The sequence below is a fragment of the Pseudomonas pohangensis genome, assembly GCF_900105995.1.
In the GTDB taxonomy this organism is placed as follows: Bacteria; Pseudomonadota; Gammaproteobacteria; order Pseudomonadales; family Pseudomonadaceae; genus Aquipseudomonas; species Aquipseudomonas pohangensis.
Window position 1 is genome coordinate 1,701,003 of record NZ_LT629785.1, and the last position, 12,827, is coordinate 1,713,829.

Genomic DNA, 12,827 nt, shown 5'->3' on the forward strand with positions numbered 1-12,827 from the left:
AACACGTCGAGTTTCTGCCAAATGGCCAAAACCCCGCAGCTTCCGGCGGATTTCTACGCAAATTTGCCAAAGGTCTAGTTGGCGGGTTTCGGCTCGCTACGGTAACCTCTGCACATTGAAATGCACCGAGGTCGCCTTCCATGCCTGAAACGCTCAAGGCACACAGCCCACATCAGCCCCATTGCAATGAGTGCAGCCTGTCCGGACTGTGCCTGCCAATTTCACTGGAGTTTGACGATGTCGATGCCCTTGACCAGATCGTCAAGCGCGGGCGTCCGCTGAAAAAGGGTGATTTCCTGTTTCGTCAAGGCGACCCCTTTGTCTCCGTGTTCGCTGTTCGCTCCGGCGCCATCAAGACCTTCAGCCTGAGCGACAATGGCGAAGAACAGATCACCGGCTTTCATTTTCCCAGTGAACTGGTCGGTCTTTCCGGCATGGATACCGAAACCTACCCGGTGTCCGGTCAGGCACTGGAAAGCACTGCAGTCTGTGAAATTCCCTTCGATCGCCTCGAAGACCTTGCCCTGCAACTGCCGCAATTGCGTCGCCAGCTGATGCGCGTGATGAGCCGCGAGATTCGCGATGACCAGCAGATGATGCTGCTGCTGTCGAAGAAGACCGCAGACGAGCGGATTGCCGCTTTCCTGGTCAATCTTTCCGCGCGTTTCCGTGCCCGCGGCTTTTCCTCCAATCATTTCCGCCTGTCCATGTCGCGCAATGAGGTCGGCAACTACCTCGGACTGGCGGTAGAAACCGTTTCCCGCGTCTTTACCCGCTTCCAGCAAGCCGGCCTGATCGAAGCCGAGGGCAAGGAAGTGCATATCCTCAAGACTATCGAGCTGTGCGCGCTGGCCGGCGGCAATCTGGAAGTCTGACACATCCCCTGCAACCGAGTACGCGACATGCGCGCTGACGCTTTTAACATCAAGCACCTGATCCGCGCAGTTGCCGACTTCCCCAAGGCCGGCGTGACTTTTCGCGACATCACCCCCCTGCTGCAGTCTCCCCAGGCTTTCCGGCTGATTTGCGACACCCTGGTGCAGCGCTATGTGGCATCCGGCATCACCCATGTAGGCGCCATGGATGCCCGTGGCTTTCTGCTCGGCTCGGTGGTCGCCTACGCGCTCAACAAGCCACTGGTGCTGTTTCGCAAAGCAGGCAAATTGCCAACCAGTGTGATTGCCGAGACTTACCAGACCGAATACGGCGAAGCTATCCTCGAAGTACAGCAAGACAGCCTGCACAAGGGTGACAGCCTGTTGCTGCTGGATGACCTGCTCGCCACCGGCGGTACCCTGCTGGCTGCGGCGCGCCTGAGCCACCGCCTGGGGGCACGCATTCACGAAGCAGCGGTAATCATCGATCTGCCGGAACTCGGCGGCTCCCATCGTCTCGAAGAAGTCGGCATTGCCACTTTCAGCATGGCCAATTACGCGCTTGACGAAGCCTGAGGGCGGAATCGGTCGTTGAACTTTTTCTAACCGGCAGCGGCCTGATACAGAACAACGGATAGGGCGCCACGCGCTGGAAATAAATTGCCCATCGGTGCAATCTTGCCTGCGCGCAATGATTTTCAACCTGCAGACGCACACAATAAAAAGACACCTTTTACCGGGGACGCCTCTCATGCAGTCATTCAATTACAAAGTTGCCGCCATCACCGGTGCAGGCTCCGGCATCGGCCGGGCGCTGGCCTACGCTCTGGCCCGGCGCGGTTGTGATCTGGCACTGTCGGATATCAACGCCGGGGGCATGGCCGAAACAGCCGCGCAGGCAAAAAAATTCGGCATCAAAGTCAGCGAACGTGTAGTCGATGTCAGCGATCGTCTGGCCATGCATGACTGGGCAGATGCCGTGCTTGCCGAGCATGGCAAGGTCAACATGATCTTCAATAACGCCGGCGTTGCCCACTGCGGAACCGTTGCCGATACCCAGTACGCCGACTACGAGTGGCTGATGGGCATCAACTTCTGGGGCGTGGTGTACGGCACCAAGGAGTTTCTGCCACACCTGCAAGCCAGCGGCGAAGGTCATGTGATCAATATTTCCAGCGTCTTCGGCCTGTTTGCCCAGCCGACCCAGAGCGTTTACAACTCGAGCAAATTTGCCGTACGCGGCTTTACCGAGTCGCTGCGCCAGGAACTGGACCTGAGTGAAGGCTGCGTGTCGGCCACCTGCGTGCATCCGGGCGGGATCAAGACCAATATCGCGCTGGCTGCCCGCTTCAACGATAGCGGCGGCGAGATACTGGGCAAGAACACCGAACTGACCCGTCAGGCCTTCAACGACAATATGCTGCGCACCTCTGCGGAGAAGGCCGCCGAGGTCATTCTGCGTGGTGTGGAACGCAACCGCAGACGGGTCATCATCGGCCTCGATGCGCGCCTGGCGGATATTATCCAGCGCCTGCTGCCTGCTGCTTATCAACGCCTGATCGTGACCCTGAGTCGCTGGAGCCGCTGAACCGGCGCCGGGCCCCATGCCGCAAGTCTTATGGCGGGTCATACAGCACAGTGATAAATGCCGATTTATGCTTCAAAGCAGGCTGTTCAATGCCCCTGATGCAGTCCAGAATCGGGTGCTATAGCCATCCGGTATCAGGGGTCAATAATGGAATTCTTACGCAAGCAGGTTCTTCACCTGAGTGCCATCCCGCGCGATCTGGACTCGGTCATCACGATTGATGCCGAAAAGGAAGTTGACCCGCAGGAAGTCGGCATGCTGCATGCCGATGTGGAGAAAATCTGGAACAACGTGATCAAGGTCTACAAGACCGGCGTACATCCAGCCATCACTGTCAGCCTGCGCCGCCAGGGCAAGATCATCATGTCCCGCGCAATTGGCCATGCACGTGGCAATGGCCCGGCAGACCATGCCGAGACGCCGAAAGTGCTGGCCACACCCGATACGCCGATGTGCCTGTTTTCCACATCCAAGGCCGTTACAGCCGTACTGATGCACATGCTGGCCGAGGACGGTCTGATCAACGTGATGGATCCGGTGTCGTTCTATGCGCCGGAGTTTGCCCGCAAGGGCAAGGGCAATATCACCATTCACCAGATCCTCGCCCATCGCGGTGGCATCCCCGGCCTGCCAAAGAACGTCGCCCTGGATACGCTATGGGATGAGGACGCAACCTGGGAACTGCTGTGCGACGCCGAGCCGATCATGACCGATGGCTCCAAGCTGGCCTATCACGCGATTACCGGCGGTTTCGTGCTGGAACGGGTGATCCGCAAGGTCACCGGCGAAAACATCAATGCCTATATCGACCGCAAGGTTCGCCAGCCAATGGGCATGCAGCACTTCACCTATGGCATGCCGGCAGAAAAACTGCCACAACTGGCACTCAACTACGCCACCGGCCCACGCCCGGGCATGCTGCTTGGCGCCTTCATCAAGCGTGCACTGGGTTCGGATATCGTCACTGTCGAAGGTCTGTGCAATGACCCGCGCTTCTATCAGGCGATCATTCCGGCAGGCAATCTGGTTGCCACGGCAGACGAGGTTTCCGCGTTCTTCCAGATGATGCTCAACGGCGGCAAATGGGGCAGAAAGCGTATTTGCGCCGAAAGCACTGTGGTACGCGCCGTACAGGAATTTGGCAAACGTACCATTGATGGCACCCTGTTCCTGCCGATGCGCTACAGCGCCGGCCTGATGCTCGGAGATGAGCCGTTCGGTATATGGGGCCCACACAGCTCGCAGGCTTTCGGCCACGTTGGTTTGATCAACAAGTTTGCCTGGGCTGACCCGCAGCGTGAACTATCGGCCACAGTGTTGACCAGCGGAATTCCGGTGATCGCCCATCACATCCTGCCTTTGGCCAACCTGATCCGCAGCATCGGCAATCTGACCCCGCGCTCCGACGAGATCCAGCCGTTTGCCCTGCAATTCAAGTAAGCGCAGCGCAGCAGCCGGTTGACCGATCACTGCTGCGTACCTTGAGCGGCGTTGCCCGGGGACTAGCCCTCCTCGGACTCTGCCAGCTGCAACTGCATGCTGAGTATTCCGGGGTCGCTGCCCCTGAGCATGACAAAACCGGCCTTGTGTCCCAGCTTCTGCATCGGTTTGTTTTCCGGCAAGGTTTCAAAACGCAAGGTAGCAATACCCCGCGCCCTGGCGTAATCCACCAGTTGCTGCAACAACAGAGCACCCAGCCCCTTGCCCTTGAAGGCGGAGCTGACCACCATGGCCAGATCAGCCACCCGGTTGTCCGCATCGCTGATCAGCCGTGCCTCGCCCAGCGCCTGCGGCTTGCCCTTGGGATTCTGGCGAATGACCACCAGCGACATTTCACGGTCGTAATCGATCTGGGTGAAACGCGCCAGTTGCGAGTGCGTCTGCCGGCGCATCGCAACAAAGAAGCGCATCCGTGAATCATCCGCGGTCAGTGATTCGAGCAACTGGCCCAGCATGGGTTCATCTTCCGGACGAATCGGCCGAATCAGCAGCTTTTCACCCTGCCAGTTGAGCCGGTGTTCCAGCTCCTTGGGATAGGGACTGATGGCGAAACGTTGCGAGCCGGATTTGCGCGTACGTTTGCCGAGCTGGATTTTTCCATCCAGTGCCAGCACCCCGTTGGTTTCCACATGCAACGGGTCCAGTTCGACGGCAACCACTTCGTCAATATCGCTGAGCATTTGCGACAGCCTGACCAGAGCTGCACTGGCGCTGCATTCCAGCCGGGCACGCACCTCGGCGGGTAACTCGTCCGCCAGTCCGCTGCGCAGCACCATATCGCGCGCCAGTGTCAGGTTCAGCGGCGGCAGACCAATGACAAAACGCCCCTTGCCCGCGAGTGCCGCAGATGACGGGCCGAGGAAAATGATTGGCCCGAACAGCGCATCACTAGCCACACCGATGCTTACCGGAGCCACACCGCTGCGGGGTGCACTGCGGCGCAGATGATAGCCACTGACCCGGCAGTCCGGGCGCAGCGTTCTGGCCTTATGCCGCAGACTGCGGATGGCTATATGGATATCCGATGGCGACTGCAGGTTTACCCGCACCGCCTCGAAAGGCACGGCATTGGCCAGCACCAGACCAAGATCAACCGGATAACCGATTTCGTTGGCAACTTCGATGGCGGCGGCGGCACTGGCAGCTGTGCGCGACTCCACCGCCTCGATGGCAAAAGCCTGCAGCAGCTTGCGCATCAGCCTTGAGGGCAATATCCGCGCCCCCGCTTCCAGCCCTTCGGCAACCGCAGCCCGGGCCTGCTTGAGATCCGTGGAAAAGCCTTCCGGCAATGAGGGCGGCATCTGCATCAGCAACTCGCGGTTACGGTAGTAGTGCACCAGCCCGGTGAACACCGCAATCGCCTGCTCGGGCGAATCATGGCTGAGCAAACCGTGGGCCTCGGCAATCTGTTGCGCATCCTGCATCGAGTGCCCACCCACCCAGCAGGAGAAGATATTCTGCGTGGAGACTTGCCCGGCGCGGCCAATTTCCGCGGCCACCTCGCTGCTGGAAGCGAAAGGTGACGGTGAATAGACCGTCATCAGGGCATTGGTGTTGGGGTCGGCAAGGATCACCGCGAGAACCTCTGCCCATTGCGCAACGCTGATGGCTGGCGGCAGCTCAACCGGGTTGTTCAGGGGGATGCGGCTTTGCAACACCTCGGCCAGCTTCAGCAGGGTTGCACTATCCAGACTGGCCAGCCTGCCACCGTGGTCTCTGAGGATATCGGCCGTGATGCTGCCCAGGCCGTAGCCGTTGGCCAGTATGGTCAGACCATCGCCGTCCATCGGCCGTAGCCGCGCCATGGCCTGCGCCGCTTCAAAAGCCTCACCCAGGGTTCCCACCTCGACCCAGCCGGCGCGGCTCAATGCTGCTGCGTAAACATCGTCCAGACAAAACGGCAATTTGCTGTTGCGGCCAGTGCCGGCCTGCTTGCTGCGAATTGCAACCACTGGCTTGTTGCGCGCGCTGGCTCTGGCTGCAGACATGAACTTGCGGCCAGCCGCAACGTTGTCGAACTGCACCAGAATCCGCTCGGTATCGGGGTCTTCGGCAAACCAGTCGAGTACGTCGGCCAGATCGATATCCGCACTCTCGCCCAGGTGCAGCACCGCTGAAAAACCGATGCCCTTACTCGTGGCGTGATCGACAATCGCACTGGCAATCGCGGTGGACTGGGTGATCAGGGCGATTTTCCCCGGCTGGATGGCAACCGGAGCAACGCTGGCATTCAGCCCGATGCCGGGTATCAACAGCCCGCCACTACCGGGCCCGACTATGCGCAAGGTGTGCAGGCGTGCGGTCTCGAGGATAGTCTTGAGCAGTAGCTGTGACTCCTCTGCGGTCAACCGGTCGCGGATCGACGGCGCAATAATCACCGCACGCGTGCCCAGCTCACCCAGCTGGCTGATGATATCGGCCACCAGATCCAGTCGCGCGCAGATCACCGCCAGATCGGGAACAGTCGGCATCTTGTCCAGACGCACCCGCGGCCCGATCTTGAAGCGTGAACGCTTTTTCGCCATAACCTGCATCAGCGTTCCTTCGAATGGGCTGACGTGCAGATTGCGTTGCAGAACCTCGGCGTAATGCCCCGGGAACTCGCTGTCGATAATGGTGGCCACTGACCGGGGACGAAACAGGTAGTCAAGATTGCGGATGGTCATTGTCAATGTCCGGCTCAGGCTGACGCTGTCTCAACAGTAACCTGCGCTGATGACAAAGCAAGTTTTACCAGCGGCCAGACAACAAGATTGTCAGGTTGCAGGTGCGAGACTGCTGCCCAGCGACTTTCTCTTGGTCGGCAAAGCCTGATGCGCTACGAAACCTCACAGAAAACAGCGGTATCAAGTTGATTTATATCAGTCAGACCGGTTATAAAAATGCTAGCGTCACCTCGCAAGCAGATGGATCTGTTTACTACAGTCTTTTCACATCTGCTGATGAACAATCAGTACTACCTTTCCAGGCCCCCGGAGTAACCCGTCACATGAAAATTTCGCGCAAGTTCTTCACTGGTGCCGTTCTGAGCAGCCTTGTGCTGGCCGGATGTACATCACAAATTACCGAAAAAGATCAGTACTCCGGCTTTCTGCCGAACTATGACGGTCTGGTTGAGGTAACCACCCCAAGTGGCGACAAGGCTCTGCGCTGGGTGGCCCCGGGGTTCAATCCCAATGCTTACAACACCGTGGTATTCAACGAACTGCAAATGTATCCGGCGCCCAAACCTGATGAGCGGGTAAACATGCAAACCCTGGATCAATTGCAGACCTTCACTACTACCAGCGTCAAGAACACCCTGGCGCAGAAGTACACCGTGGTAGCCAACGAGCAGTCTGTCCCGGCAGGTGGTAAGGCACTGATTCTGCACGCTGCCATTACCGGCGTAACCGCCGCCAATGAAGGCATGAAGTGGTATGAAGTGATTCCAATTGCCGCCGTGGTAGGCGCAACCTCGGCCGCAACCGGCCATCGCGACCAGAATACCGAGCTGTATATTGAAGCCGATCTGGTCGATGCCAAAAGCGGTCTGCCCGTGGTGAAAACCGTGCGCAAGGTCTTCGGCAAGACACTGGAGAATGACAGCCAGGCGATCACTGCCGATGACTTCAAGGAAGCCATCAAGCATGTCACCAACGACATGCAGGCCCTGCTCAAGTAAGCGTCAGCCGGCTGCTAGCCTGCAGTGCCGCAATGGCCTGCAGGCACGCCCGGAACACTTTCCAGGACTAGTTCCGTTTCCCCAGCAACCACCCTGCCCTGGCACTTCAAGCCCCAAAGCATTCCTGTTGACTGGTTCAACTTCCTGTACCCTCGCCAGCCATGACCGGATTCTTCCGGCAGCTGACTTTCCACTGTGACATTATTCAGACAACCGCCACCTTGTCCGGCGTTGTAACTGGACCCGTGCAAGCCAGCCTTGCCCGCTACAATCGATGCGCCTGTTGCCTGAGAAAGTGATCGTGTGCAGCCACTACGAAGCCCCTACCCCGTCCAGGCTGAAACTCAGCTTCGGCGTTGAGTTGCATGAGCCGTTCCAGTCGGATCTCTGGCCTGGCCATACGGGGGCTTTCATTCGTCGCCCGGCTGATGCCGAACAGGGGCAAGTGGAAGCGCTACCCGGCATTTTCGGACTGCTACCGTTCTGGGCCAAAGACCGCAAGCTCTCACGACATACCTACAACGCTCGCTCGGAAACCGTGGCCGAAAAGCCCTCGTTTCGCGATGCCTGGAAGCGCGGCAGACACTGCATCATTCCCGCCAGCGCAATCTACGAACCGGACTGGCGGAGCGGCAAAGCCGTCCCCGTGCGCATAAGCCGCGCCGACGGTGACGTGATGGGTATAGCCGGGCTCTGGGAAAGCTGGCAAGACGCTACTGGTCAAATTGTCCACAGTTATACGATGCTCACACTCAATGCCGATGCGCATCCCCTGATGCGCAACTTTCATCGTCCGGATGACGAGAAGCGCATGGTGGTCATACTGCCAAAGGGGCTTTATCCGGACTGGCTCAATGCCTCCCCGGCCAACAGTCGGCAATTCATCAGACAGTTCCCGGCTGAACATCTGCGGATCGGCTGATCAACAGCAAACAGATCCGGATCAGAAAATCTCCACTGACCTGACCACCCTCGCCGGGTTTGCGCACCTGCTTGGGGTATTCCGGCAGCCAGCGCGTTATTGCATCAGGCCACAGGACGAATCTGGCTGGAGCACAGGCACGCCAAGTCCTGCATCTGCAGTCCCTAGGCAAAAGACCGATGCAGCAGTAGACTGAAAAGATAAGAATCAAGGCAGGAATGCAGAGTGTCGAAATTCAGAAGCATCAGCAAGGTAGCCAGCTTGCAGCTGGTACTGATGCTAGGCTGGATACTCATATATCAAACTGCCAGGTTGCTGGAATACAGCCCCCATGCAAGTCTGTGGTATCCACCGGCAGCGTTGAGTTTTGCTGCCATGACGCTGTTAGGCGCACGGGCATTTCCGGCGATATTTCTGGCGAGCCTGCTGACCAGTTTCATACATTATCAGCAGTACGGTGCAGCCGAAGCCGTTCCCTATTTTGCCGTTACATTACCTTCTCTTGCCCATGCCGGCAGTTATTTGCTTGGCGCCCTGTTGCTGCGCATATTAATCAGAACCGGGCAAGTCAATTACTCCGCGATGCTTGTCGCCTATTTGCTGCTGGCTGCTGCGGCTGCATTTCTGGCAGCCTTTTCCGGTTCTTGGTCATTACAGTACGAAGGGGTACTGGACAACGCCCAGCGTCAGTCTATCTGGCTGGGCTGGTGGATTGGTGATCTGGTTGCGATCCTTTCATTGAGTCCGTTTATTGTCTTGCTTATCGATAAGCTGACGGCAAATAACCTTGCAACACACTTGCCCTGGTTATTGAGGCACGGCAATGGTCCCCTGCCGGATTACTTGCTCAAGCTCTTCGTCTGTCTGATGCTGCTCATCGTGAGCATGCTGATTGCCCATCAGGTGCAAGCGCAGGAAATTACCTTTCTGATCCTCTCGCTAAGTCTGCCGACCATGTGGCTGGTCTACACCGAATCGGTCTGGCGCAGCTTCTGTGGACTGGCCATTATCAGCCTGACCATTGCCATGCTGATGGCGCAGCTGGATCTGGAGGCTTTTGCGGTGATTTACCAGTTCACTATTGCAATGATCTCCGTCTCGATGCTGTTTGGCACCGTGGTGCCTGTATTGCAGAGCACCAATCAACAGTTGCTGCATAGTCTGCATACCGATCCGTTGACCGGCGTGTTAAGCAGGCAAGGATTTTTCGAACAGGCGGAAATGTTGCTGGCCTGGGCCGCGCAGCATAAAGACAAAATCTGTCTGGCGGTGATTGATCTGGACCATTTCAAACAGGTCAATGATGTTCTTGGCCATCAGGCTGGCGACAGGGTCTTACAGGAAGTCTGTCAGACATTAAGCAAGCAATTACGCCAGCAGGATCTGATTGGCCGTTTCGGTGGCGACGAGTTGATGTTGTTATTACCGGATACCGCAGAAAATGAAGCCATGCAGCTTTGCGAAAGATTACGCAATAGTATTGAACAGCTGCAGATTCAGGTATTACAGCGGCATGTCACGGTAACTGTTGGTGTATGCGAACATCACCCTGATGAAAATTTCAGTCAGTTATTTCTCCGCGCTGATAAAACCTTGTTGAACGCGAAAAAACTTGGGCGCAACAGAGTAGAGCTTGATATTAATTCTGCAGTTGTTGGCAGCTGAAAGCAGCTCAAACATTGTGTAGAACAAGCAGACAAGTGCCGGGCAGATCAGATAACCCTTCAACTGCACACTCTCAACGCAAAGCCGCAAGGCGGCCTGCGATACAGTCCGGATAACCTGAAGTAATCCTGAAGTGGCGGACCTGTCCAGACAACCCAGCTGGCCCGTGCACGGCGCAGGTCAATCGCGCGCTCTATCAGCAAATCGGCGGGTGTATGCGGGCAGTGAAGAGCGGTCTCGTCTTCCTCGCGAAAGCGCTTGAGCCATTTGCAGGCGGTTCGCACGCTCACCCCGACAGCCTGAGCGGCCTCCTCGACTCTCAAGCCATGTTGAATGTGCCGAACCAAAAGGGCTCGACCGAGTGAGGTAAGACGGGCATGTTTATGCCAGTTCATTCGGGGCTCCCCGAAGGCTTGGTGGGGCGCACTTCCAGAATTCCGGGAAAGCCCCGGATGAACAACCTATTGAGAGATCACAGTTAGTTGTGCCGGGTCGCATCGGCTTCGATGATCCTGGCGTCGGCTTGTTGCCAGACGTCGTACTGCGCATGCATCTCGCTGGCAGTGTGGGCCACTCCACTGGCTTGCCCGCTTTTACGCGCCAATACCTGCACATTGAACACCTGCTGCCTGAGCAACTCATCGACACAGACACTGCCGGCCACACCAGTGGCGCCAAATACGGTTACGGTCTTGCGCATGATTTTGCTTCTGATTTTTGTGGGTGATGTTTCAGTTGCTGGTTAGCTAACCCCGAGTGGGCGCAGGCTGGGCGTAGGGTGGGCGTAGGGTGGGCTTCAGCCCACCACAACTCCGCTGCAATTGTCTTGGTGGGCTGAAGCCCACCCTGCGAATTCAGCTAATCAGCTGATCATGTGGGCGCGCAGCAGGCGGACAAACAGTATGGCGAACAGCAAATCACCGAGGCTCAACAGCGCCACCAACAGGCCGGCATGGCCACAGGCGAAATAGCCGATAACCAGCGCTACCACACCCAACTTGCCGAGCGCGCCCATGGCAATAAACGGCCAGAAGCGCTGCAAGTCGTAACCGCCCAGCGCATAGCCCAGGCCAAAACAGGTCACCAGCCAGGCCACCAGATCCACATACATCAACTGGCTGGCATCGCTGATTTGTAGCCCCACCAATGCTGGCGCCTGATGAACAAACAGCAACACCAGTAGGCCAGCTAGCAGATTGAAGGCTGCCGCGAGATACAGCAGCTTTTTGCTGGCCGGATCTGCCGCCGCCATCTTCCAGGATGAATTGAACATCGTTAAACCACCTTGTGAGCCATTCAAACAGGTTCCCATCTACGCGAGCCGAGGGCGACGCGCCCACAGACAACTCTGCCGGCCGCCTTGCCCGCCTATCCATTCAGGTAGCCGTAGCGCCACCATCCGTGACCAGTTCGGCACCGGTTACCCAGCCGGCTGGCTTGCGAATAATCCATATTCATCCCCTGTTAATTAGGCAGTGCGCTGCAATAACCCAGCGCGTTGAAGGTACGGATCAATTGGCGATGGTCGAAACCGGTGGCTGCCGACTGGAAGCCGGCGCGCTTGAGCTGGCCGTCGAGAATCAGCCTGGCGCACTCGGCCTGGATTTCACCGGTGAACATGTAGGGCGCCGACAGGTTCATCGCGTAGGTGGTGGTTTTCACGCGGCCCTGACCGGAAACCACGATGACGCTGCGCTGCACGTCCGGATGATCCTTGGGCGGCTCACCAGTGTTGATCTGGTCGCCGATGGCGTTGGTCAGCGCTTCCCTGCCGGCCTGGTCGAGGCCGGCAGACTGGGCATTGAACGCCTGGATCGCCTGCATTACACCATCAATCAGATGCTCGCCCATGGCCGTCAGCACCTTGCAGTTGCGCACCCGGCCTTTCAGCCATACCGGCTCGCAAGCACCGCCCCAAGGCAGAGCCAGGGTCTTGGCCGCACGGTATGGCACGAACACTTCGTAGGCCTTGTCGTTGGGCCAGGATTTGAACTCGTTCTGCTCGATGTAGTACTGCGTGGAGTCGTTGCAGACCATGCGCAGGAAGGACTTGGTGGATGCCTCCGAAGGCAGGCCGTTGTCGATCTGGTAGAGGATATCCAGCGAGTCGATTTCCGGGTCTTCCAGTACCACTTCGGCTGCCAGCGCACCGGCGGCCCACATGTAGGACGTCGCGGGGGCCAGCAACAGGCCCTTGCCTGCGAAGGCCTGGCCGAACTTCTCGGCAATCGCCAGGGTCCAGTCCTGCTCACCGGTAGTGTCCATGTAGTGGCAGCCGGCATTCAGTGCGGCTTCAACCACCGGCCAGGCTACCTGCATGAACGGGCCGACCACGTTGATGACAATTTTGCACTGCTGGAACACCGGGGTCAGCGCTGCCACGCTGTTGTCCACGGCAACGATCTGCGCATCCAGTTTCCAGGCATTCTCACCCAGGCGCTCACGCACGATCTGCAGACCTTTCTCCAGCTTGTCCTGGTTGCGCCCGGCGAAGTAGAACGGAATCTGCCGTTGCGCCAGCGATTCGGCAATCAGTTTGCCGGTGTAACCGTTGCCACCGAAGATGATGACGTCGCGTTGTTGAGCCATGGTGCGTCTCCTGCAAAATTGGAT

General features: G+C 57.9%; 11 protein-coding genes and 1 pseudogene. 7 read left to right on the forward strand and 5 right to left on the reverse strand.

Going from position 1 to position 12,827, the window contains the following annotated elements:
* The first annotated feature begins 140 nt into the window (after positions 1 to 140).
* The 4 genes from fnr (at position 141) to BLT89_RS07980 (ending at position 3,903) form a co-directional block, all read left to right on the forward strand.
* A complete protein-coding gene (fnr, locus tag BLT89_RS07965) occupies positions 141 to 875 on the forward strand; it encodes a fumarate/nitrate reduction transcriptional regulator Fnr (protein ID WP_090194036.1) in 735 nt (244 codons plus the stop codon).
* A gap of 27 nt (positions 876 to 902) precedes the next feature.
* Positions 903 to 1,451: an adenine phosphoribosyltransferase gene (locus BLT89_RS07970; RefSeq protein ID WP_090194038.1), complete on the forward strand. Its 549-nt coding sequence runs from the start codon at positions 903 to 905 to the stop codon at positions 1,449 to 1,451.
* A gap of 175 nt (positions 1,452 to 1,626) precedes the next feature.
* On the forward strand, positions 1,627 to 2,463 hold the full coding sequence (locus tag BLT89_RS07975; protein ID WP_090194040.1) for an SDR family NAD(P)-dependent oxidoreductase: 837 nt from the start codon (positions 1,627 to 1,629) through the stop codon (positions 2,461 to 2,463).
* Positions 2,464 to 2,610: 147 nt separating this feature from the next.
* On the forward strand, positions 2,611 to 3,903 hold the full coding sequence (locus tag BLT89_RS07980) for a serine hydrolase domain-containing protein (RefSeq protein ID WP_090194041.1): 1,293 nt from the start codon (positions 2,611 to 2,613) through the stop codon (positions 3,901 to 3,903).
* A 62-nt stretch (positions 3,904 to 3,965) separates the two neighbouring features.
* On the opposite strand, the gene BLT89_RS07985 is transcribed toward BLT89_RS07980, so the two are convergent.
* The gene (locus BLT89_RS07985; RefSeq protein ID WP_090194043.1) at positions 3,966 to 6,629 is read right to left on the reverse strand and encodes a bifunctional acetate--CoA ligase family protein/GNAT family N-acetyltransferase; all 2,664 of its coding nucleotides are present in this window, start codon (positions 6,627 to 6,629) and stop codon (positions 3,966 to 3,968) included.
* 323 nt (positions 6,630 to 6,952) lie between these two features.
* On the opposite strand from BLT89_RS07985, the gene BLT89_RS07990 reads away from it, so the two are divergent.
* From BLT89_RS07990 to BLT89_RS08000, 3 genes are all read left to right on the forward strand, one after another.
* Positions 6,953 to 7,627 carry a DUF3313 domain-containing protein gene (locus BLT89_RS07990; RefSeq protein WP_090194045.1) on the forward strand — a complete coding sequence of 225 codons (675 nt, stop codon included), beginning with the start codon at positions 6,953 to 6,955 and terminating at the stop codon, positions 7,625 to 7,627.
* Positions 7,628 to 7,928: 301 nt separating this feature from the next.
* On the forward strand, positions 7,929 to 8,549 hold the full coding sequence (locus BLT89_RS07995; protein ID WP_090198829.1) for an SOS response-associated peptidase: 621 nt from the start codon (positions 7,929 to 7,931) through the stop codon (positions 8,547 to 8,549).
* A gap of 261 nt (positions 8,550 to 8,810) precedes the next feature.
* Positions 8,811 to 10,214, forward strand: a complete 1,404-nt coding sequence (locus tag BLT89_RS08000) for a GGDEF domain-containing protein (RefSeq protein WP_197673543.1) — start codon at positions 8,811 to 8,813, stop codon at positions 10,212 to 10,214.
* 155 nt (positions 10,215 to 10,369) lie between these two features.
* On the opposite strand, the pseudogene BLT89_RS17990 reads toward BLT89_RS08000, so the two are convergent.
* The 4 genes and pseudogenes from BLT89_RS17990 to BLT89_RS08020 all read right to left on the reverse strand — a co-directional run.
* A pseudogene (locus tag BLT89_RS17990) lies at positions 10,370 to 10,609 on the reverse strand (leucine zipper domain-containing protein); the annotation flags it as partial.
* Positions 10,610 to 10,692: 83 nt separating this feature from the next.
* Complete coding sequence (locus tag BLT89_RS08010) at positions 10,693 to 10,914, reverse strand: SDR family oxidoreductase (protein ID WP_090194046.1); 222 nt, start codon at positions 10,912 to 10,914, stop codon at positions 10,693 to 10,695.
* A gap of 162 nt (positions 10,915 to 11,076) precedes the next feature.
* On the reverse strand, positions 11,077 to 11,487 hold the full coding sequence (locus BLT89_RS08015; RefSeq protein WP_090194048.1) for a hypothetical protein: 411 nt from the start codon (positions 11,485 to 11,487) through the stop codon (positions 11,077 to 11,079).
* A 191-nt stretch (positions 11,488 to 11,678) separates the two neighbouring features.
* Positions 11,679 to 12,803, reverse strand: a complete 1,125-nt coding sequence (locus BLT89_RS08020) for a saccharopine dehydrogenase family protein (protein ID WP_090194050.1) — start codon at positions 12,801 to 12,803, stop codon at positions 11,679 to 11,681.
* Between the last annotated feature and the right edge of the window lie 24 nt (positions 12,804 to 12,827).